The organism is Pseudomaricurvus alcaniphilus (assembly GCF_011440395.1).
GTDB lineage: Bacteria > Pseudomonadota > Gammaproteobacteria > Pseudomonadales > Cellvibrionaceae > Pseudomaricurvus > Pseudomaricurvus alcaniphilus.
In genome coordinates this window covers 151,678-175,061 of record NZ_JAAOIX010000011.1, presented here as the reverse complement: position 1 = coordinate 175,061, position 23,384 = coordinate 151,678, and the positions used below count along the sequence as shown (strand labels likewise).

The following is a 23,384-nucleotide window of genomic DNA, read 5'->3' as shown; positions in this document are numbered from 1 at the left end:
TTATTTAAAAACTGGTGGTTGAGCCCACACCAACCTCTGACTCTTCAATCACAAGCAGTGAACCGGCGTCCGCGCCAGAGCCTGCGAGAGCACCGTCTGCTTCAATAAGGCCATTGCTGGCGGCGATAACTGATGCTGCGCCGTCGCTCCCGGTTTGACTGTTCAGCAAACTTGGGGAGGCTACCGAAGTGCTCGTGGTCAAGCCATCGGTGAAGTAGGCTTCGCCAATGAAGGAGCTGGCCGGGCTTATGGCGCAATCGTAGCGCAATACCGGGCGACCGGTAACAACAGTACCTTCCAGCGCCGCCACTCCACTAATCCCGTTGGCAACCAGGTTGTCGCTGAATTCGGCAATAAACGCCGGGCCAGTACCACAGCCCTTGCCGCCAATATGAATGGGCTGCATGGTATTGATTATGGTATTACCCGATATTGCAACCGCGTTAGCGGTCAGGCCCAGGTTGCCCGAACCATTGGCGTTGTGATTGAGGTAAATGCCACCGCGCTCGGAAGAGGTGGTTTTTGAACCCGCAATATAGTTGCCAAAAACGATATGGCCGTAAGGTGCTACGGCAATACCGCCGTCATTGCTATCCTCACCAGAGGGTAGAATTACGTTGTAGCTCACTTCGTTAAACTGGCCGTCTTCCAGGGAAATCATGCCCTGTGAATTGACAATGGTGTTGTGGCTGATGGTATTGCTACTACCCTGTACGCGGATAACACGGGACGGGGAGTCGATATTGTCAAAGCGGTTGTACTGCACGGTATTGAAACCATTCTGGCGGGAATCATTACCGGTGGTACGACCAAGCTGAATGGCGTAGGCCGTAGTCTGGTTCTCAAGCAGCAGATCCTTGAACAGATTGTATCGAATGGTGTTGTTGCTCACACTGCTGTTGACAAATACCGAGATAAAACCGCCCTTGACCTGATCGCTGCTGGCCGAGAGCAGGCCGCGACGATTCTGGAAGGTATTGCGTTCTACCAGGGTGTTAGAGCCTTTGACCACCAGCCAGTTATGGGTGTCCTTACCTGAGGGAACGGGATTGAGGGCATCACCATTGAGCATGTTGTTGGCAAAGATAACTTTGTCGCCAGTGATGACAATGCTGCCGTCGCCGTTGCTGCGGCAGCCGCTGGTGCTGTCGGATATCAGTGCAATATCAGCAAACTCCAGGCCTGTTACACGCACATCGTCACCGCTTATTAACAGGCAGAATTCACCACTGATCACTGCGCTGCTGCCAGCTGCGCGGGTAAGGGTAATGCCGTCAGTATTCACCACAATATTGCCCATATTGCTATAGTCGCCATCGCCAAGCTCGATGGTGTCACCACTTGCCGCTGCCAAAAGAGCCGTTTGCAAACTGGTCGCGTCGACAATATCACCGTCGTTGTCGCCGCTGCCCTGCTCGTCAGAACCGTCTCCTGGTTCAGCGGGCGGAGCGTCGTGGCTGACAACGATTGAGTAGAAGGTCGCCTGGGCGTAGTCGTCGGCATCACCACCATTGTTCTGGTTGTAAACACCGGCTTTGAAGTACATCCAATCGTTGGCGTACGCCGCTGCGGTCTTCACGGTGCGAGTAACATCCGGCTTGCCTACGCGCGTAATGGTAACGGTGAGATTGTCGCCTTTGGCTTCGACGCGATAGCTCCACACTTCACCCAGCGCAATACCATCGATGGGATTGGGTTGGTTTTCACGGCTGCTGCCGATCATCTCGTAGCGGTTATCTCCTATGCCGGGAACTTCAGTGGCGAAGTAAACCGAGCCCAGGGTGTTACCCGGGTCCTTGCGGTAGTACAGACGGAAGGGTTCATCGTCGGACGCGTGAATCTGGCCAACAATGACCCGGCCAACCATGTACTCATTACCTGCAGTGGCAGTGGTGGATACGTGATCCACTTTCAGTGTGGCTTCCATTACCCCATCAACACCGCCGGCCTCGTATTGCAGGCGCTGGTAGGAGTTTGAGAATACCCAGTTGTTTTTGTTCAGACCCTGGGTGCTTGGCCAGCCGACAGGTTTTGGGTTCTGCTCTGGCCCGCGCAGCATTTCACGAAGTTCGGTGCGAGAGTACTTGGTGTTCGAGCTGGTGGTGCCAGCGATATTGGGTGTTTTAAATACCGCACCGCCATCTGCCGCGTAGAAAAACTCATCTGGCCGGGTGCCGCCGTCCACCAACCACTGGGGATTGGATTCGGAGTTGCCACTGGGGAAGGTAATATACCAGTGTGAGAAATCAATATTGATGTCACCGTCGTAGCTACCCGGGGCTGGCTTGAAACTGGAGCCGGGACCCACGTCGCTGTCGCTCAGCACAAGCAGTTCGTCGGCATTGGCGCCAACGCCCGAGGCGGCGAGCAAGCCATTGGCTGCGGTGGTCAATATCGCTTCGCCCTCAGCGCCGGCAAGTACACCGATGTCGGTAGCCGCGGCATAGTACTGGTCACCGGCAAAGCTGCTGGCAGCGCTGATGGCACAGTCGTTTTTAAAGGCCGCAGCACCAGTACCATTGCCGCCCTGGTTGGCGACGCCGTTGGCCACAAGGTTACTGGCAAAGTTGGCGATAAAAACATTAGCCTGGCATTTGCTGCCGCTGTAGGTCTTGATGGCATGGTTGCTGTTGATAACCGTGTTGTGGGCTACGGTTACCGGGCTTACCGGCAGTTTACTGTTACCGCTGTTGGCGAAGGTTTCAGTGTTCAACAGCAATGCAGCGCGCTGCGATGAAGTTGTTTTCAAGCCTGCGATATAGTTGCCGGTGATGGTGTGGCCGAAGGGCGCAAACATAATACCGCTGTCGTCGCTATTGTCACCGGAAGAAATAATTACGTTTTTACTAACGGTATTTTGAAAGCCATCTTCCAGCGAAATACCGCCGCTAGAGTTGACGATGGTGTTGTTATAAATGCTGCTGCGGCTGGCTTGCACCCTGATTACCCGACGGTCGGCAATCACATTGTCGAAGCGGTTATAACGTACCACGTGGTTGCCCTCACCGTTGCCGTCCCCGGATGTAGAGCGTCCTATCTGCACGGCGTAGGCGTTTGCTTGCACACTGGTACCAGGCATGTCCTTGAACAGGTTGTATTGAATGACATGACCGCCTTCGGTGCCATCACCTTTGTTGTAAACGGTGATTGCCGCACCATTGGTATCCAGGTTTTTGCCGCTGAACAGATTGCGTTCAATCAGGTTGGCTGAACCTTTGACGTAAACCCAGTTGTATTCGCTGCTGTGGCTGGTTGTTGCTGCCTGGCCGAGGAAGCTGTTGTTGCTCAATAGCACGTTGTCACCGGAGAGCAGCAGGTTGCTGTCGCCACAGCTGGAGCCGGGCAGCACGTCCAGTCCGTCAAACGTCAGGCCGACCAGGCCGGATTTGTTTCCGCGCAGTTCAATACAGGTGCTGCCGCTAATGATCGCGTCACTGTCTTGCGCGAGGGTGAGCGTGACCGCGTTGCCAATTCGAATGCTTGCCATAGCAGCGTAATTGCCACTGGCCAGGGCGACCCAGTCACCATCGGCGGCCGAGGCAAGGGCGCTGGACAGTTCACTCTCGCCACTGACCGCAATGGTGGCGATATGGGATGTGCTGGCGGTGGCTGCTTCGGCGTAGTCGTCGTAGTCGCTGTAACTGGCAGTAACGCTAATGATTCTGCCCACCAGTGCGGCATCGAGCGGTAACGATGAGTGAGTTGCATCCTCAATCGCAATACCATCGGCAAACCACTGATAGCTGGCCGCCTGGGCAAGACCGTTGCTGTCATCGAGTACCGCCTGCAGGGTGTTGCCCATTAAACGTTCACCTTGAATATCCAGCTTACCGGCAATGTTGGCATTGCGCGCTGCCACGGCAGGGGTGGCGTCTGAGGTGATGTCTTCCGCAAACGCAAGGTCGTCACTGTACGATGCTTTAACGGTGATGATTTTGCCTTCTTCGTCTGCGGTCAGTTTGTAGGTGGCGGCAGTGGCGCCGGTAATATCTGCACCGTCGGCCTGCCACTGATAGTCAATTGCAGAAGAAATACCATCGGGGTCGCTAACCTCGGCAGTCAAGGTGCGCACAACCCTGGTTTCGCCGCTAATCGCAATAACGCCGTTGCTGATCTTGGCTGTCTCAAAACCGGTGCTGAAGCTCAGGGGCAAGAGCTTATGTTCAAATTCTGCGCGAACAGTAAGTGATTCCCCGTTGGCAATAGCCTGGGTAGTTTCAATATAGGGTTGACCACTTGCGGTCAGGCCGCTGCCGTTAGTCAGTGCCAGGTTGGCGCCGGCAATGATCAGTCTCGAGCCGGCTGGAATTTCAGTGCCGGTGTTGTTGTTGATGGTGATATCGCTGTAGAACAGCTGCTTGTCCTTGTCGACGGCCTGGTGGGTCTTGCCGATGGTCAATCCGGCCTCGACTTCTGTCCAATCGATAACAGGCTTGCAGGCATTTTTATGCTCGGGCCACCAGACACTTAAAAATGTGGAACAGCCTTTTTGTTTGGGGAGGTTTAGTTGATTGGTAATTTGGCCGTAAGCGTTGCCATTACCCGGGGTCCATTCATCTTGACCGCTGGCAGTTTGCACAGCGGCAGTTAATACCACGCCTGAAGTTAGGGCGAGTGCAGGCATCATTATTTTTTTCACGTTTTATTATCTCCAGAAAATTAACCAGGACGTTGTCAGCTGGATGCTTTATTGCGTCGTCGGCTGTTGTACAGAGTGTTAGCCGCCCCACGCTGTATCCCCAGGAGGGACACAGAAAGTGGCAACCAAAACCCGCTGTTGTTATGGATTCCGTTACGGGCGGGGGGCTTTTTGCTGCTCTCTGTTGCGGCCTGGAGCCTCTCCGGACTGATTCGGTGCGCATTTTTAACACCTTTATGAAAAACCGGCCAATACTTTTTGTTTGTCCGAAACGTGGCAAATATATTACATTTTGTTATTAATAAAAATGGTTGCCAATTGGTAATAATTTCTGGGCGAAGCGCTGTATTTTTGTCTTACAAAGAAATGAATAGGCAACCGGAATAGATACCCGGTTTGTGCCGCAAACTGGGTCGATTGGATTGCTAGCGTCTAAGTGGTAGCGGTGGCGGCTACCCTTGCCTGAAGGGTCGGGGGTGAAGGAATCCGAGGATTATGGTCTAAAAAGAGGGCTGCCGTCCTGTGGAGACTGCAGGCAGAAGAGGCGGGCAAGGAGCTAGCGGGACTGGTCTCAGGCGAGATAGATTGCAGGGTGGCTCGAGCTTTGCACCTATAACAAACCGGTTTTATTGTAAGAGTTGGCGGCTTTGCTACCCTTGTGAAATTTCTGCAATTCCCTGGCTTTTCTTTGCCGCGCGGCGAAGACCAATTCTCTTATCTGTTTATCCTTGTTGGTCAATTGCGCAATTGCCTGGCGCACCGAATCCGCCAGTTGATCGGGAATCTCCTCGGAAAACGTTTGCCGTATCAACTCTTGCCGCTGGGTTTCTGTGGTCTCCACATCCTCCCAGCGTTCCTCTTCTATTAAGTGGAATTCCAAATCGCACAGCGCAGTTATTTCCTTCAATTGCTGATGCAGGGTAGCGGCAGTTAACACGGGGTAGCTCTCGCAGTAAAAAACATAGAGTGACAGGGTAGAGCGGACACGAGGTCTGTGCAAGCGGCAATAGCGGTCGCCGCCAGGTGACCGGAAAGGCAGCGGCATGATCTTGCCGGTTTACCCCGGTTTCGCCATTCGAACCTTTGCTATTCGTTTTTTTCTTAAATTAATTCCTTTAAAAACAACCTGTTAAGTTTTTTGTTGAGATTGGCACAGGGGTTGCAATATCACCTGCAACAACAGTATTGCGGCAAACATTTGCACAGCGGCTCGCGACACTGAGTCATTACCGTAGAGCAATTCCTAACTTGGCAGCTCTCAATCAACAGGGGAACAGTTATGCCATTAGTCATTAATACCAATGTGGCGGCACTCAGCTCACAGCGCCAACTGATAAAGTCCGGGTTGGAGCAGGACCAGGCCATGGAGCGCCTGTCGTCCGGTAAGCGGGTCAATACCGCCGCTGACGACGCCGCCGGCCTGGCCATTGCCAATCGCATGACGTCACAAATCCTGGGTCTCAACCAGGCGGTGCGAAACTCCAATGACGGCATCTCCCTGATGCAGACCGCGGAAGGGGCACTGGAAGAAACCACCAGTATCCTGCAGCGCATGCGCGAACTGGCCATCCAGTCCGCCAACGGAATCTACTCCGACGCCGATCGCAGTACTTTGGATGCCGAGGTACAGCAACTGAAGGCGGAAATTGATCGCATCGCCGAAACCACCACCTTTAACGGCCAGCCGTTACTGGATGGCAGTCTCACCAATCTTGAGCTGCAGGTGGGTTCCGAGGCCAACCAGACGGTTTCCCTGGAAGTGGGGTCACTGCGGGCCACCAGCCTCGGTGGTAACGGCGGTAATATCGTCGGCGAGGCAACCGTTAACGGTCTCGCCGACCTCACGGCACTGGCCGCCGGTGATATTGTCGTCAATGGCGTCTCCAACAGCGAGTTGACCGCCACCTCATCGGTTAAAGGTGCGCTGGCGCTGCTGAATGCGGATTTTGAGAGCGCCGGGGTCGAGGTGTCTTCGCTGGTCTCGTTTACGGCCAGTGGCGTCGGTGACGGACAATTGGTAGCCGGTACCGACACCATGGTGATTACCGTGGTCGATGGCGATCGCAACAGCTCCACCTACACCCTGTCGGGCACCAAAAACCTGGCCGAACTGGTGGACAAAATCAATTCCGATACCAGCGTCACGGCTACCCTCGACGATACCGGCAAAATGGTCTTGTCCCAGCAGGGCGTGGAGTCCATCGCGGTCAATGATTCCACCAGTGGCAATGCCACCGGCGTCAGCGTTACCACCGCCAATAACTTCAGCCTGGTGTTCAGTGATGGCGAGGCTGGCAACATGACCATCGTCAACGGTGGCCTGACCAACGCCGAGGTGCTGAACCTGGGTGTGAGTTTTACTGATGCCCGTGGCAATCAAGTCGGCACCACCATTACCGATACCGGCAGCACGGTCATTAACGAGGGTGACCTGATGATCAACGGGGTGGCGGTAGGGGCGTTCAGCGGCGCCGGTACTGTCGCCAGCAGCCAAGCTAATGCCATCGCCGCCATCAACGATGTCTCCAGTCAGACCGGAGTGGTCGCCTTCGCGGCAACCGCGACTACTCTGGGGTTGCGCTCCACCAGCGGCGCGGTAATTTCAGTCGAATATGGCGGCGGTGCTAATTCCGCCAATATGATCGCCGTTACCGGTTTGCAGGAGCAGAATGCCGCCTCGGGTTCGGGCTCTATTGCCGGCATCAGTATCGATACGGCGGCCGGGGCGCAGAACGCTATCGATGTGCTCGATTCGGCGCTGGAAGAAATCAACGCGATTCGGGCCGATATTGGTGCCATTACCAATCGTCTCGAACACACCATTTCCAACCTGATGAACGTGTCGGAGAATACCTCGGCCTCGCGCTCGCGGATCATGGACGCTGATTTTGCCGCGGAAACCGCCAACCTGTCCCGGGCCCAGGTTCTGCAGCAGGCCTCCCAGGCGATGTTGGCCCAGGCCAATGCCCAGCCACAACAGGTGTTGCAGTTGCTCAACGGCTAGCGCCAGACCTGAAATTAGCCCTGCCCATGAGAACCGCTGCCCGACCAGGGCAGCGGTTTTTTGCCGTCTATAAGTGTGCCAATTCCAGTGAATTGGCAGAATTTAATTTTAGATCGTTGGGTTATAAATATTGAATTTTAATATTTATTCTTTGCAAGTTATTGAAAAGTAAAGGATTTTACTTTGAAAATGGTGTTGATGGCGCCTTGCGATTAAATTCAAATTGGCGCTAAAGATCCTTCCTCCGTTGTCGATAACCTTTTCAGGAACGCCCGAGACAACCTCTTGATCGCTCCATAGATTAGGTTCTTTAGTTATCAAGTAGCTCGTCATGTTGCTGGCGCTACAGTAAACAACCACGAAGGAGGCCACCATGCCTTTAGTTATTAACAGTAATATCCCCTCGTTGAGTTCCCAGCGCCAGTTGGTGAATTCCGCGATGGACCAAGAAAAAGCAATGGAGCGCCTGTCGTCTGGTAAGCGCATCAACACCGCAGCGGATGACGCGGCGGGTCTGGCCATTGCCAACCGTATGACCTCGCAGATTTCCGGCTTGAACCGGGCCGTGGCCAACGCCAACGACGGTGTGTCACTGTTGCAAACTGCGGAAGGTGCGCTGGACGAAACCACTTCCATCTTGCAGCGGATGCGCGAACTGTCCATCCAGTCTGCTAACGGAATTTACTCCGATGCCGACCGCACCACCCTGGATGCGGAAGTGCAGCAGTTGAAGGAAGAGATCGACCGCATCGCCGAGACCACCACCTTCAACGGCAAATCACTGCTGGACGGCTCTCGCGGCAAAATTGATTTGCAGGTGGGTTCCGAAGCCAACCAGCTGATCTCCCTGGAGCTGGGTTCCACCAAGGCCTCCACCCTCGGCGGTGCCGGCGGTGACATTATCGGCGAAGCCGCTGCTAACGGCCTGGCGGATATTACCGGTCTCGATGCGGCTGCTGATATCACCATTAACGGTATCGACAGCAGTGCTTACAGCGGTGCAACGACATTGCAGGAAGCTTTGGACCTGATGAACGCCGACTTTAATGCGGTTGGCGTCGAGGTCGGTGCACTGGTCTCCTTCAGTGCTTCCGGCGTTGGTGATGGCCAGTTGGTAGCCGGTACTGACGTACTGACTATTAATGTAATTGACGCTAACGGCAACTCATCAGAATACAATATTACCGGCACCAACAACATGGATGCCCTGATCGCCAAGATCAATAAAGAGACCGCTGTTGAGGCCTCGCTGAACGAATACGGCAAGCTGACCCTGACCCAGGACAATGTACTGAGTATTTCGGTGAGTGAAGCCAACGGTGCTTCCGCGGGTGACGCGGCCGGTTTCCAGTCTGCAGGTACCAATGTAACGCAAAACTTCTCGCTGGTACTTTCAAGCACGAACGGCGACCCCATTACCATTGAAGCGGGCACGATTACGACCGCACAATCCGATGCCCTGGGTATTATGTTGACCGACGACCAGGGCAACCTGCAGGGCCGGGCGGTCACCGGTACTGCGGATGTCAACGAAGGTGACCTGATTATCAATGGTGTAGAAATTGGTGCCTTTGCCGGCGGTACTGCGGCAGCAACCACTCTCGCCAACGCTATCGAAGCTATCAACAAGGTATCCGGCGAGACCGGTGTAGTGGCCTACGACAATGGCAGCACCTCGCTGGCATTGCGCGCCGCCAGCGGCGAGCCGATCTCCATCGAGTACGGTGAGGCGGCAACGGCGGCAGCGGTCGAGGCAGCGTTTGGTTTGTCTGAACAGAACGCTTCCGGCAGCGCCGGTTCCATTGCCAGTATCAGCATCGGCACCCAGTCCGGGGCCCAGGCGGCTATCGGCGTGATTGACGGTGCGCTGGAGCAGATCAACGCCACCCGCTCGGACATCGGTGCCATCAGCAACCGGCTCGATCATACGGTGAGCAACCTGCTGAATATTTCGGAAAATACATCAGCGGCTCGTTCGCGGATTGTGGACGCCGACTTCGCGGCGGAAACAGCGAATCTGTCACGGGCCCAGGTGCTGCAGCAAGCTTCGCAGGCGATGTTGGCCCAGGCTAATGCCGCACCTCAGCAAGTACTGTCGTTACTCCGTTAATAAAGTAACGAGGGACTTGCGCCGCAGTGAAGCAGCTTGAAGTAGTGTTTCCCTGCGGTTCTTGGAAAGATTGAACGAGGTCAACCCATATGAATGAAGTCAGCGGACAACTAACCAGCCCTATACCGGCACGGTCAGCTTCTTCGAAGGGTACTGTTGATGTCGCTGCCAGGCCCGCACCAACCGGCAATAGTTTGCCGGAAGCGGAAGGCAGGGACCAGGCGAAGATGCAAATGGTGGAAGTCACCAAGGAAAAATTGCAGGACGCTGTAACCCAAATGAACCAGAGTGTTCAAATGGAGCAGCGCGATCTTCGCTTCAGTATCGATGAAGCGTCCGGTCACACGGTGGTTCGTGTGCTTGACCGACACAGCGGCGATGTTATTCGCCAGATACCTAACGAAGTTTTTTTGGATATGGCCCGCACTGTTGGCGACGATGAGCCTCTTCATCTGATCAACGTGCACGGCTAAACCAACTTCTACAGGTGTTTAGTGAAGGGTGTGCCTTGTGGCACGCCCTTTGCTGCGTTGTTGGTAGAAATCGGTAGGCGATTAATTTACTAATGCCTGGAGCACGGGAATTTGTTATTCACTTAGTCCAAAGCTGTCTTTGGCGGTGATTCAGAATGACTCGCAGCAGCCGATAACCGTAGTAAGTCATCGTGCTGTGGTCGCGGTATTCGATAACAACGGCCAGGCGGAGAAGGTTGGTAATGGTAGACAATGTTGGCAGTAATATTGGTAGCAATATCATCAGCACCCTTGGTGCTGGTTCGGGTATCAATAGCAAAAGCCTTACCGACCAGTTGGTGGAAGTCGAGCGCTCGGCGCGCCAGACCACCATCGACAGCCGCCGCGAAACTTTTGAATCGCAAATTTCCGATTACGGACTGGTGCGCAGCGCCCTGGCAACCCTGCAGGACGGTGCCAACCTGCTCAGTAACTCAGCCACTTTTAACAGTAAGAGCGCCTCCTTCGGCAGCAGCGAAGCGTTTATTCCCACCGAGTTGAAGGAGACTGCTCCGGTTGGCGACTACTCCTTTAGCGTGGAGGCCATTGCCAAGTCGCAATCGTTTTCAAGCGCTTCCACCTATACGGATCCCACCGACAGTGTGGGTAAAGGTACCCTCACGTTCAGTTTCGGTGAGTGGGATGGGGCGCTTACCAGTTTTAGCCAAAACACGGAAAAAAATCCGGTAATTATTACCATTGACGACAGTAATAACTCCTTGAACGGCTTGCGCGACGCTATCAACGGTGCCGATATGGGAGTGCAGGCCAGTATCGTCAACGACGGCGTCAGCGGCTATCGCCTGTTGATCACCGCCGAGTCCGGGCTCAGCAACCAGCTCAATATCGGCACCGCGGAAGATCCCGGCGCGCCGGGTCTCAGCAATTTCAGTTTTAACGAATCCAGCCAGAACCTGACCCAGCAACAGGCGGGGGCCGATGCCCATTTGACCGTCAATGGCCTGGATGTATACCGCAGCAGCAATGCCATTGACGATGTGCTGGAGGGCTTTTCCTTTAGCCTGGCAAAAGCGGATCCGGGGGTTGCTGTCAGCGTCAGTATCTTTGATGACAAGACCACGGCCCGGGAAGCGGTACGCGGCTTTGTGGAAACTTTCAACGCCTTTTTGGAGGCGGTGCAGCCAGCGGTTGGCTTTAACGAAGAGCTGGATGACTACGGCAGCCTCAATCGCGATGCCTCGGCGAAGTCGGTGATATCCCAGATTCGCAGTATGATCAGTGCCACGGTGCCGGGTATTGACGGTGGCTATAACGCCCTTACCAACGTGGGTATCCGCACCGAATTGGATGGCACCATCAGTATCGACGAAGACGACTTCAGCGCGGCTTTTGATGACAACTACGACCTGGTGAAAACCCTGTTTGCGCCGCAAACTTCATCCAGTTCCGACAAGATTACAGTGACCGGGTTTGGTCCGACCACGGTACCCGGTGACTACGCGGTAGAAATTTCCCAGCAGGCAGAAAAAGGGTATTTGACCGGTACAGCGCCAGCCGCGACCTTGCTCGCCGATTTGGCCGCGGCGCCGGGTAAAAGTGGCTATTATACCGGCGGCCCGGCGGCGTCCAGCCTGATCGCTGATTTTACCCAGCAGAGTGGGTACCTGACCGGGAATACCATTACAGCCCCGCTGGATCTCGCTACCCAAGGGGCCGGTGCCAATGACTATGATTTTAATATCAGTATTGACGGTGTCGCCTCAGCCGCGCCCATAAGTCTCAACGTTAGCGATTATGCCGATTACGACAGCATGGCTGCGGCGTTGCAGACGGCGATAAATTACGACGCCAGTTATAACGGCCTGTACCCGCTCGCACCTGTCAGTGAAGATATTCTGGTCACTTTCGATACCGATCACTTTGTTATAACCTCACCCACCACCGGCACCGACTCGGTGGTATCCGTCACCGATGTTGGCGGCAGTGCGTCCACCCTTGGTTTGAGTGGCGGTGTTACCACAACCGGGACCGGCGATGCCAACGACTTTGATTTTTCCATTACTGTGGACGGTGTCGCTTCGGGTACCATTAGCCTGACGCCCGCTAACTATGCCGACGAAGATGCCATCGCCGCTGAAATACAAACGCAAATCAACGCCGACGCCAATTTGTCCGGTGCCGGTGCTGCAGTCACAGTGGTCTGGGATACAGATCGCTTCGTGGTCACCTCCCAGAGCAATGGTCCTGACTCCAGCGTTACCGGCATCACCGCTATTGGCCTGTTGGCGCCGAACCTTGGGCTCAGTAGCGGTGTTGCCACGCCGGGTTCTGACGATACCAGCGCCTATGATTTCACCGTCAAGGTCGACGGCATTACTTCCGGCACCATTAGCCTGACTGCGGCTGCCTATGCCGATGAAGATGCCCTGGCCCAGCATATCCAGAACAAGATCAATGCCGACACCACGCTTGCGGCCAGCGGTGCCGATGTTGACGTCAGTTGGGATGGCAGCGCTTTTGTCATCACCTCGCGGGAATACGGTGCCAAGACCGGGGCGACGTTTACTGCGGTGGGTGCTAATGCAGCGGACCTGGGGCTCGGTTCGGGCACTTCCACTGCGGGCAAAGACGTGGTCGGCAGTATTGGCGGCGAAGCCGGCTTCGGGGTGGGAAGGGTATTGTTGCCGTCCCTGGACTCCGACGCCTATGGCCTGAAATTGCTGGTCAACCCGGGGGTAACTTCGGCCACTGTGTCATTTTCACGGGGCTTTGGCGGTGAACTGAGTAAGCTTATCGATGCCTATTTGGGCAAAGGCGGCGTGATCGCCACCCGGGAAGCGAACATCAACCAGGATATCGACGACCTGGATCAGGACCAGGAGGTTCTGGATCGCCGTATGACCGCCTACCAGGAGCGCCTGCAGGCGCAGTTCCTGGCCATGGAGCGCATCATTGCCGGTATCAGCGGCAACAGCAGCTACCTGGATGACATCGCCAATCGCTTGCCGAACACTGCCCAGCGCTAGGTTTTTTTGTCGTCAGCCCAGTGGTTTACCCGCTTGGGCGCAATTCTTGCTAGTTTCCCCGGCAGGTGCCAATTTTTTGGCTGGTATAGTGCCAGGCGCGCATTGGTTACCCGTTTGGAATACACGTGGAGGTTGTGTCCTGGCGACACAGCCGCAGGGGAAATCTGGCAGTTATGAAAGTACTGGTTACCGGCGCTGACGGTTTTATTGGCTCCCACCTGGTGGAAATGCTGGCGGGGGAGGGCTGCGAGGTTCGCGCCCTGGCGCAATACAATTCGTTCAATGATTGGGGCTGGCTGGAAACGGTCGACTGCCTCGCTGACATCGAGGTGGTGTGCGGCGATGTGCGTGACGCCGGCTTCTGTCGCCAGATTGCCAGCGGCGTCGACAGCATCTTCCATCTGGCCGCCCTGATCGCTATTCCCTATTCCTACCAGGCGCCCTCCAGCTATGTGGATACCAATGTCCAGGGCACCTTGAATATTTGCCAGGCGGCGCTGGACTGCGGCGTCGGCCGGGTGGTGCACACTTCCACCAGCGAAGTCTACGGTACGGCCCGGTATGTGCCCATCGATGAGAAACATCCCCTGCAACCGCAGTCGCCCTACAGCGCGTCGAAAATCGCGGCGGACGCCATGGCCATGAGCTTTCATCACAGTTTTGAGCTGCCGCTCACCATCGCGCGGCCGTTCAATACCTACGGCCCGCGGCAGTCGGCGCGGGCGATCATTCCCACCATCATCACGCAAATCGCCGCCGGGGTAAAAGAGATCAAACTTGGGGATGTATCACCAACCCGGGATTTCAACTATGTGCTGGATACCTGTCGCGGCTTTGTGCAGCTGGCACAAGCGGACAGTGCCATCGGTGAGGTGGTGAATATCGGTTCCAACTTTGAGATTTCCGTGGCCGCTACCCTGGCCATGATCAAGCGCCTGATGAACAGCGATGTCACCTACATCACCGACCAGCAGCGTTTGCGCCCCAAGGATTCGGAAGTGCAGCGCCTCTGGTGCGACAACGGTAAAATTCAGTCCCTGACCGATTTTGCCCCCCGATACAGTCTCGAGCAGGGCCTGCAACAGACCATAGACTGGTTCTTGCAGCCGCAAAATCTCAGCCGCTATAAAGCCAATATTTACAATGTTTGACGACCTGTTTGAATTTATCCAGCGCCAGTATCCCGCTGAAGCGCCGGTGGCCTTGCACCGGCCGCTGCTGGGAGAGTTGGAAAAGCAATACCTGGCAGAGTGCATCGATTCCACCTTTGTATCTTCGGTAGGGCCCGATATTGCCGAGTTTGAACAGGGCATCTGCGAGCTTACCGACCACCGCTATGCAATTGCCACGGTCAATGGCACCGCTGCCTTGCAGCTGGGCTTGACCCTGAGTGGCGTCGATGCCGGCAGCGAAGTGATTATCCAGCCCTTCACTTTTGTCGCCACCGCCAATGCCATTCGCTACTGCGGCGCCAATCCGGTGTTTGTGGATATTGAGTCCCGCAACCTGGGCATTTGTCCGCAAAAGTTGCGCCAGTGGTTACTCGATAACGTCGAAGTTCAGCAGGGTGTCTGCGTCAATAAAACCAGCAACAGAAGGGTGGTTGCCTGCCTCTGTATGCACACCTTCGGCCACCCGTCGCGCATGGACGAGTTGTTGGCGGTCTGCCAGGAGTTCGGCGTATTGTTGCTGGAAGATGGCGCCGAGGCGCTGGGCAGTCGCTATCGGGGCGAGCACGTGGGTCATCACGGTGACTGGATGGCGATCAGCTTTAACGGCAATAAAATCATTACCACCGGTGGTGGCGGGGCACTGCTCAGCAACGATGAGTCCTGGGCGCAGCGGGCCAAACACCTCGGCAGCACCGCAAAAACCCCCCACCCCTGGGAAACCAGCCACGACCAGCTGGGTTTTAATTTTCGCCTGCCGAACATCAATGCGGCCCTGGGCCGGGCCCAGCTGCAACGCTTTCAGGCAATCCTGGCCGACAAGCGGCAACTGGCTCGACAATACCAGCAGTGTTTGCAGGGTTCCGGGCTGGAATTCGTGCTCGAACCTGACGCCTGTGAATCCAACTACTGGTTAAATGCGGTCTTGTGCCGGGACCAAAAACAGCGCGATCACTTGCTGCAGCTCGGTGGTGAGCAGCAGCTGCAATTGCGTCCGGCCTGGACCCTGTTGCACCGGCTGCCCATGTACCGCGACTGCCTCCGCGGCGACCTGGCCACCGCCGAAGCCATGGCGATGCGGCTGGTCAATTTGCCCAGTTCGGCGCGAGCAGGGGTGCTGGATGCGTAAAATTGCGGTAGTAACCGGTACCCGGGCCGAGTACGGTTTGCTCTCCCGCCTGCTGCGATTGATCGAGGCTGACCCGGACTGCGAGTTGCAGTTGATTGTCACTGGCATGCACCTGTCTGAGAAATTTGGCAACACGCTGCAGGCCATCGAGGCGGATGGTTTTGGCATTGCCGCGCGGGTGCCGATACCAGTGGAGGACGATACCCCCCACGGTGTCTGTGTCGCCATGGCCCAGGCCTGCGCGGGAATTTCAGCCGCATTTGACCGCCTCGCCCCCGATATCCTGGTTCTGCTGGGGGACCGATTCGAAGCCCTGGCTGCTGCCCAGGCGGCGTTGATTCACCGGCTGCCGGTGGCGCATCTGCACGGAGGAGAAGTCACCGAGGGCGTCGTTGACGAGGCGCTTCGTCACGCCATTACGAAAATGTCGCACCTGCATTTTACTGCCACTGAGACCTACCGCAGTCGGGTGATCCAGTTGGGTGAGCAGCCGGCGAGGGTGCATTGCGTCGGCGCTGTCGGGGTGGAGTTAATTCACCATTTAAAGTTACTGACCGCAACTGAGTTGCAGCAGGCGCTGGATTTCAGGTTCAAGGCACAGAATGTGTTGCTGACCTATCACCCGGAAACCCTGAGCGAAGGCCAAGCCCTGGCGGATATTCAGCAGCTGCTGGTTGCGTTGTCGCAACTGCCCGAGCTGGGTGTGATTTTAACCTATCCCAACGCCGACACCGAAAGTGCCGGTATTATCCAGGCGTTGCAGGATTTCCAGCGCGCCAATAGCGACAGGGTGCTGCTGGTAAAAAGCCTCGGCCAACTGCGTTACCTCAGCGCTGTTCGACACGTTGATGCGGTGCTGGGCAACTCGTCCAGTGGTTTGATTGAAGTACCCAGCCTGGGAACGCCGACGGTGAATATTGGCGCTCGACAGAAGGGCCGTATTGAGCCTGGCTCGGTGATCAGTTGTGGTCACGAGACGGCAGACATTGTTGCGGCGATAACCCGGGCCCGTTCCGCGGAGTTTCAGCAGCACTGCCGCACGATTGTTAATCCCTACGATGGCGGAGCTGCCAGTGAAAAAATACTGGCAATTATTAAAGCAATAGAACTGTCTTCACTGACTGTAAAAACCTTTTATGATTTGCCGCGCAACGGCGATTCACAGCATGGGTCGGGAGCGGAGTAATGAGTGTCTGTATTATCGCCGAGGCGGGCGTCAATCATAATGGTTCACTGCAGCGCGCGCTGGAGTTGATCGACGCTGCCGCCGATGCCGGCGCCGATGTGGTCAAGTTTCAAACCTTTAATGCCGCCAGCCTGGTGAATCAGCAGGCGCCCATGGCGGACTACCAGAAGCAGAATATCGGCGTCGAGCAATCCCAGTTTGAGATGCTGAAAGCGCTGGAGTTACCACTAGACGCCTACGCTCAGCTGCAACGCCACTGCCAGGCCCGGGGCATCGAGTTTATGTCATCGCCGTTTGATATCGGCAGCTTGAAGTTGCTGGTGCAGGAGCTGCATTGCCAGCGTATCAAGCTGGCGTCCGGGGAAATTACCAACGGGCCGCTGCTGTTGGCTGCCGCTCGCTGCGGTGCCGAATTGATTCTCTCTACCGGCATGGCCACGACCGACGAGATCAGTGACGCGCTGGCAGTATTGGCCTGGGGGATTGGAGAGCCTGAGCGGGATCCGGACAGTTTGCAGCAGTGCCACGCTGCGCTGGGCGACCCGGCGCTACTGGAAACATTGCGCCAGCGGCTCATTCTGCTGCATTGCACTTCCCAGTATCCGGCGCCAGTTACCGAGGTGAACCTGAAGGCGATGCAGACCATGGCCCAAAGCTGGGGTATTCCGGTGGGCTACTCGGATCATACCGAAGGTATTGTGGTACCCATCGCCGCCGCGGCCCTGGGAGCCTGTGTGATTGAAAAACATTTCACCCTCGACCGCAGCCTGCCGGGCCCCGATCACAAGGCTTCGCTGGAGCCGGATGAATTGGCGCAAATGGTCGCTGCCATTCGGGCCACCAGCGCTGCACTTGGCAGCGGGGTAAAAGCGCCGAGCCCAGTGGAGGCCAATACCCGCAATATCGCGCGCAAGAGTTTGCAAGCGGCGACCGCAATCCAGCCGGGCGAGAGGTTTGACCAGGCCAATTTGATCGTGCGCCGGCCGGGCACCGGCATCAGCCCCATGCACTATTGGGATTATCTACAGCGCTCGGCTAACAGGACTTATCAGGTCGGGGATTTACTGGATGAGTAGGGCCATTATCCTGCTCGGCGGCGGTGGTCACGGGGCGGTGATTGCCGATGCCCTGTTGAACAACGGACGTCAATTGATCGGCGTGGTGGACCCCTCCTTGCCGCGGGGTAGTGAGTGGCGCTTTGGCCTGTCCGTGCTCGGCGGGGATGAATTTATTACCCAGTACGCCAGTGACCAGGTCGAACTGGCCAACGGCATTGGCTATGTCCCGGAGACTCGATCCGAAGCGTTGCGCAGTTCGCTGTTTAACAAGTGGCGCGCCAAGGGCTACCAATTTGCCAGCATTATTCATCCCCGGGCCTGGGTCGGCATTGATGTGACTCTCGGAGCCGGCGTGCAGGTGTTGGCCAATAGTGTGATCAATACCGGTGCCCGGATCGGTGACAATTGCATCATCAATACCGGTGTCATTATCGAGCACGATACCGACATTCAGGCCGACACTCATGTCGCTCCCGGGGCGGTGATTTGTGGCAATTGTGTGGTAGAGAACAACAGCTTTATCGGCGCCGGTGCAACCGTAATCCACGGTCAGCGTGTGCTCAGGAACAGCGTGGTGCCAGCGGGCAGCTGTTACCGAGGTAACAAGAATGAGGATAAGTGATGGCCTTTAATTGGCAGAACGCAGTCATTGATTCCGGCTGCAGCATTATCGATGCGTTGAAAGTGATTGATCGGGAGGCCACCCAGGCCGCTTTCGTGGTGGACGATCAACGCCGCCTCAAAGGCCTGGTGACCGATGGCGACATTCGGCGCGGCTTATTGGCGGATATTGGTCTCACCCAGCCGGTCTCAAAAGTGATGAACAGTACACCGTTAAGCTGCAAGGAAGACGACAGTTCGGCGTCTATTCTGCGCCTGATGGAAGCCAAGAAAATTGTCCACATGCCGATCCTGGACAGTTTCGGGACATTGATTAATGTGCTCTCCATGCAGGACCTGATTCGCAAACCCCGGCACGACAACCCGGTGTTACTGATGGCGGGCGGGTTTGGATCACGGCTATATCCCCTCACGGAAAAATGCCCGAAGCCAATGTTGAATGTGGGCAAGCAACCGATACTGCAAACTATACTGGAAAGCTTTATCGACAGCGGCTTTCACCAATTTTATATTTCTACCCACTATTTGTCGGACGTGATTCGCGAGCACTTTGGCGACGGCTCGAAGTGGGACGTTTCGATCCGCTATATCCACGAGGCCGAACCGCTGGGTACCGCCGGGGCGCTGGGCCTTCTGCCCGGGGACCTGCCCGATCTGCCGATGATTATTATGAACGGCGACATTTTGACCAAGATCGATTTTTCCCGCCTGTTGGCCTATCACCAGGAGTCGAACGCCGATGCAACTCTCTGCGTGCGCCAGCACGAATACCAGGTTCCCTACGGTGTGGTGCAGAGCAACGATTTTAAAATCAGCAATATCGAAGAAAAGCCGGTGTCGCGGTTTTATATCAACGCTGGTATCTATGTGCTTAACGCTGAGTTGGTTGGTGGGGTTAAAAAAGACGAACACTGTGATATGCCCACCTTGTTGAACCGCAAGGCGGAGCAGGGTGGCAATGTGTTTATGTATCCGCTGGATGAGTACTGGCTGGATGTGGGCCGTATCAATGATTTTGAACAGGCGCAACAGGATGTGCTGAACCTGTTCCGCTAGCAGATATTCACTATGATTCAGGGTAAATCGGTACTGGCGTTGATTCCGGCCCGCGGCGGCAGTAAACGGCTGCCGGGGAAGAATGTTCGCGACCTTGGCGGTAAACCGCTGATCGGTTGGAGTATCGAGGCGGCGCGAAACGCTGAGTATGTTGATCGGGTGATGGTGTCTACGGATGATGCCGGGATAGCCGCCGCGGCCCAGCAGTATGGTGCCGAAGTACCATTTATGCGGCCCGCTGCACTGGCGAATGATACGGCCAGTACCAATGCAGTAATCCTGCACTGTCTCGAGAGCCTGGCGCCGCAGCAGTTCGATATCGTGGTGGTGTTGCAACCAACGTCGCCGCTGCGCAATGCGGTTGATATCGATCAGGCGCTGGCGCAATTTGTGCGGCAGGGCGCCGATGGGGTGGTGTCGGTGTGTGAGTGTGAGCACAGTCCGCTGTGGTCCAATACCTTGCCGGCGGATAACAGTCTCGGCGATTTTCTCCGCCCTGAAGTTCGCGGCAAACGCAGTCAGGATCTGCCCGGCTTTTATCGATTGAATGGGGCGATGTATGTGTTTAGTAGCGCTGCGCTATTGAATCAGGGGGGGATTCATTATTCGCCGGCGGTGTATGCGTATGTAATGCCGGCGGAGCGTTCGGTGGATATTGATAGCGAGTTGGATTTCAAGTTTGCGGAATTGCTGGTGAGCGAGAGTTGATTGAGGTTCGCGTCTAAGCGATGGTTATATCGATTGTGCGTTAAAAGTATGGGACGGATTGCTAATTCGGTATGGTGGGATTGGTGCGATAGCTTTATGAGGTTGATGCTAAAGCTTGGTGAATTTATAAGTGTAGTTCGGAGTTTAGCGCGGCGGCCCGGTGGCTGTGACCGGCCAGACCGGCCGCAGGCTCTCCGCGCTTTTCGCGCTCCCGGAAACTCACTCCGCTGCGCTACGTTCAAACATCCGTCCGCGAAAGCCCGAAAAGCACGGAGAGCCTAAACGCGACCTGATTGGTCTGGCCGATCACAGCCACCGGACCTTGATCGAGCTGTTCGCGGTCTGCAGGTTTGAAAACGTTTTCTGAAAAAGGCTAAAAAACCTTGTTTTGAACGCTCCTTTGTTAGCCACTCTATCTATCTGCAATCAGAATTAATTTTATCCGTTAGTCAGTAGAGAAGCTGTGCGAGTCATCCAGTTTGAGTATCTCGCCGCTGTTGGCTTTGAGGATATGGGTCTCGATAACGTCAATCATGGTGTCGACACCCAGTTGGTAATAATGGGCTATTTGCTCGGTGGTTTTTGCTCCGGTGGCGTACAAACTGGTGGCCTGCATAAAGGTGTCGGTTATGGAGCGCAGTAGCAGGTAGGGAATGCCGTTGCTGTGTTCCAGTTTTCTGATTTGGGCGTAGATATCGTCCAGGGCGCTCATTGCTTCAGCCTGGGTGGTCGGAGTTTTGACGGCCTTAATGGCCTGCAGCAGTTGTTCGGTGTTTTGTTTGATCTGTTGCTCAAGCGCGGCTTTGGGCAGGGCTTTGGCGGACAGGTTGCGAAAGTTACAGGCAATCAACTTTTTCAGTATCTTGTGTTTGTCTTTCATGCCCTTGATGCGAATGTCATCGACTTTGATCGGCAGGGCACCGTCAATAAATGCGCCGTCGTTGGGGTTGTAGCAGGTGACGTTGGGGTTGGTGTGGAGCAGGGTTTGGGCGCTGTCCCGGGCCAGTACAAAAGTTGGCGTGGTGTAGACCGTATCCTGGAAGTTGCCCTTGACGGTGTCTTGCATGGCGTAAAATTTTGCGCCTTTATCGGCACTGAGCTGGTAGTGCAAGCTCGACTTGGCGTGGGTGTGGTCGGCTTCGATGCTGCCGTAGTCGCAGCCCAACAGATAAATTTCCTCGAAGCCCAAATTGATGGCAAATGCCAGTCCGCCGTTGGTGACGGTGGGGTTGGCACAGGCGATGCGCTTGGCTTCGTTGTCCGCGGCCATCGCCTTGAGCACTTCGTGGCCAATATCGCCGGCGTTTTGTGCCAGGTAAGCCTGGTCGAATAGCTGCAGGGTTTTGGGGTGGACTTTGTTCGAGGCCAGCAGGGTGATGCCGCGGCGGAAATCGTCGTCGGCGTACTGGGGGTAGAGTTCGGCGATGACCTGGCGATGGTCGATTTCCACCTGGAAATCCGGCTTGATGCCGCTGTTGGCCAGGGCTGACAGCGCACTGCCGCAGGAGAAGAGTACTACCTCGTCGCGGTGTTGCTTGATCAGGTCGAGTTGGGCGTCGAGGGAGGGGCCGTTGCCGATGATCAAGGCCGGTGGCAGTGTCAGCTTTTGTTTGCGCTCACACAGGACTTTCTGTTTGGCGCTGTAGTTACTGAGGCTGGCTGCCAGGCTGCCCGCTTCCTGGGTGAAGGCCTTGTTGGCGCGGGTGGAAAACAGCAGGGAGTCGGAGGTGTTGTTGCCCAGTGTGCGATTTTTTACGCTGTCGATATGGGTGTAGTAAAAGGGCCTTATGGTCTTGTGAGAACCGATGTTTTGCGACAGGTTCTTGATATCGATGGCGGCGTATTCGGGCGTCATGCCAATGGAGAAACGGATTTCGCCGTGGCCGTTGCGGCCGATCAGGGCCACCAGTTGTTGCCAGTCGACCGTGTGCATACTGGCATAGAAAGCGTCCGGGTTGGCCTCGTACAGGTACAGGGTGTAGATGTTGAGCGACTGTAGCAGGGGCTCCAGGTGGTAGCCCAGGCCGCTGCCCATCATGACCATCAGGCCAACCGGGGTTTGCAGGGTCAGGTGCTGGGGGTAGTCCAGCTCTTCGTAGGCGTTGAGCAGCTGCATGTAGCGCTCGCTCTGCTCGGTGCGGCTGCCTTCGAAGCGGGTTTTCTGGCCTTCGGTGGTAGCCAGCTTGTATTTAAAAAAACCGGGGGCGGCCAGATAGTCGCGCACCTGGGCGAGGGCGAATTGTTTCGGGTCTTCGCGGTATACCGGAGTGTTGCCGACCTTGAAATTAATCAGGTTGAGGTTGTCGTGGGCGTCGAGGCCGAGGCGCAGGGTGTCGGGGCTGTATTGCTCAAAGCGCTGGTAGATGGCCGGTACACTGGTCTTGAAGTACTGCAGGTTTTTTTGCAGCTGGGTACTAAGCTGCAATTGCAGCTTCTGGATTTCGGCTTGCCGGATCAGGGCATCTAGTTCGGTAGTGCTCATGGCGTGGAATTCTTTGCAAGAGGTCGTTAAAGCGTCCATTTTCTGACGCCGGCGTGGTAATCACTCGATTATCGGGTATTTGATGCAGGGTTTGTGCCAGAGGTGCGACGGAGGTCGGAAGGGGGGTGCTGCTGAATTTGGAAAAAGTTGGCTTCGGCGACTAAAGTCGAGCGAGCCATGGCCGATAGCATTTTCAGACACAGTTACAGCAGTTCTCGGAGTGGAAATATGAATGCACAGTTAGCACTACAGAGTTACGGTTCGGTGAAAGTGGATGCGGCCGTGCAGGGAGCCAACGCGCATCGCCTGACCTTGATGCTGTTTGACGGCTTTTTGGAGCGTATCGCCCAGGCGAAAGGCGCGATTCAGCAAAACGATATTGAGCTGCGGGGCAAGAAAATCAACGCGGCTGTCAGTATTCTGCTGGGCTTGCGCAACGCCCTCAATCTCGAGCAGGGTGGTGAGCTGGCGGAAAACCTGGATTCCCTGTACGACTACGTGCAGCGCACTTTATCCCAGGCCCATATAAAAGCCAGTGAGGAATTGCTCGATGAGTGTGGGCGTCTGATGGCGCAGGTGGCCAGCAGCTGGCGGGAAATTGGCTGACTACAGCGGCTCGCTGATAGGGTAGGAGGGCGTACCACACCCGGGAAATACCGGCACAACCAGTAAATGCGGGCGCCCGGGAGCCACAGGGCAACGGGGGCGCCTCTCCAGAAAAAG

General features: G+C 55.8%; 15 protein-coding genes. 12 read left to right on the top strand and 3 right to left on the bottom strand.

The features are described from left to right. Window positions 1-4: 4 nt before the first annotated feature. The gene (locus G8764_RS19250; protein WP_166166826.1) at window positions 5-4,639 is read right to left on the bottom strand and encodes a polysaccharide lyase family 7 protein; all 4,635 of its coding nucleotides are present in this window, start codon (window positions 4,637-4,639) and stop codon (window positions 5-7) included. A gap of 610 nt (window positions 4,640-5,249) precedes the next feature. Further along, window positions 5,250-5,576, bottom strand: a complete 327-nt coding sequence (locus G8764_RS19245) for a flagellar protein FliT (RefSeq protein ID WP_166166823.1) — start codon at window positions 5,574-5,576, stop codon at window positions 5,250-5,252. A 342-nt stretch (window positions 5,577-5,918) separates the two neighbouring features. Between G8764_RS19245 and G8764_RS19240 the strand changes: the two genes are divergently transcribed. From G8764_RS19240 to G8764_RS19190, 11 genes are all read left to right on the top strand, one after another. Next, on the top strand, window positions 5,919-7,643 hold the full coding sequence (locus tag G8764_RS19240) for a flagellin N-terminal helical domain-containing protein (RefSeq protein WP_166166820.1): 1,725 nt from the start codon (window positions 5,919-5,921) through the stop codon (window positions 7,641-7,643). Between the two features lie 373 nt (window positions 7,644-8,016). Then, the gene (locus G8764_RS19235) at window positions 8,017-9,753 is read left to right on the top strand and encodes a flagellin N-terminal helical domain-containing protein (protein WP_166166817.1); all 1,737 of its coding nucleotides are present in this window, start codon (window positions 8,017-8,019) and stop codon (window positions 9,751-9,753) included. Window positions 9,754-9,842: 89 nt separating this feature from the next. Then, entirely contained in the window at window positions 9,843-10,226 is a 384-nt protein-coding gene (locus tag G8764_RS19230) for a flagellar protein FlaG (RefSeq protein ID WP_166166814.1), read from the top strand. A gap of 242 nt (window positions 10,227-10,468) precedes the next feature. Beyond that, window positions 10,469-13,252: a flagellar filament capping protein FliD gene (gene fliD, locus G8764_RS19225; protein ID WP_166166810.1), complete on the top strand. Its 2,784-nt coding sequence runs from the start codon at window positions 10,469-10,471 to the stop codon at window positions 13,250-13,252. Window positions 13,253-13,425: 173 nt separating this feature from the next. Next, window positions 13,426-14,403 carry an NAD-dependent 4,6-dehydratase LegB gene (locus tag G8764_RS19220; protein ID WP_166166807.1) on the top strand — a complete coding sequence of 326 codons (978 nt, stop codon included), beginning with the start codon at window positions 13,426-13,428 and terminating at the stop codon, window positions 14,401-14,403. After that, entirely contained in the window at window positions 14,396-15,550 is a 1,155-nt protein-coding gene (locus G8764_RS19215) for a LegC family aminotransferase (RefSeq protein WP_166166804.1), read from the top strand. Before G8764_RS19220 ends, G8764_RS19215 begins: the two co-directional genes overlap by 8 nt. Next, window positions 15,543-16,736 (top strand): UDP-N-acetylglucosamine 2-epimerase, encoded by a 1,194-nt coding sequence (neuC, locus tag G8764_RS19210; protein WP_166166801.1) that lies wholly within the window; start codon window positions 15,543-15,545, stop codon window positions 16,734-16,736. The genes G8764_RS19215 and neuC overlap by 8 nt, the downstream gene beginning before the upstream one ends. Then, entirely contained in the window at window positions 16,736-17,812 is a 1,077-nt protein-coding gene (gene neuB / locus G8764_RS19205) for an N-acetylneuraminate synthase (protein ID WP_166166798.1), read from the top strand. Before neuC ends, neuB begins: the two co-directional genes overlap by 1 nt. Beyond that, the gene (locus tag G8764_RS19200) at window positions 17,805-18,416 is read left to right on the top strand and encodes a NeuD/PglB/VioB family sugar acetyltransferase (RefSeq protein ID WP_166166795.1); all 612 of its coding nucleotides are present in this window, start codon (window positions 17,805-17,807) and stop codon (window positions 18,414-18,416) included. Before neuB ends, G8764_RS19200 begins: the two co-directional genes overlap by 8 nt. Next, entirely contained in the window at window positions 18,416-19,471 is a 1,056-nt protein-coding gene (locus tag G8764_RS19195) for a nucleotidyltransferase family protein (protein ID WP_166166792.1), read from the top strand. The genes G8764_RS19200 and G8764_RS19195 overlap by 1 nt, the downstream gene beginning before the upstream one ends. Window positions 19,472-19,483: 12 nt before the next feature. After that, on the top strand, window positions 19,484-20,179 hold the full coding sequence (locus tag G8764_RS19190) for an acylneuraminate cytidylyltransferase family protein (protein ID WP_166166771.1): 696 nt from the start codon (window positions 19,484-19,486) through the stop codon (window positions 20,177-20,179). A 445-nt stretch (window positions 20,180-20,624) separates the two neighbouring features. Here G8764_RS19190 and G8764_RS19185 read toward each other — a convergent pair whose 3' ends face one another. Then, a complete protein-coding gene (locus G8764_RS19185; RefSeq protein ID WP_166166768.1) occupies window positions 20,625-22,661 on the bottom strand; it encodes a motility associated factor glycosyltransferase family protein in 2,037 nt (678 codons plus the stop codon). A gap of 228 nt (window positions 22,662-22,889) precedes the next feature. On the opposite strand from G8764_RS19185, the gene fliS reads away from it, so the two are divergent. Then, complete coding sequence (gene fliS / locus G8764_RS19180) at window positions 22,890-23,267, top strand: flagellar export chaperone FliS (protein WP_166166765.1); 378 nt, start codon at window positions 22,890-22,892, stop codon at window positions 23,265-23,267. The last annotated feature ends 117 nt before the right edge of the window (window positions 23,268-23,384 follow it).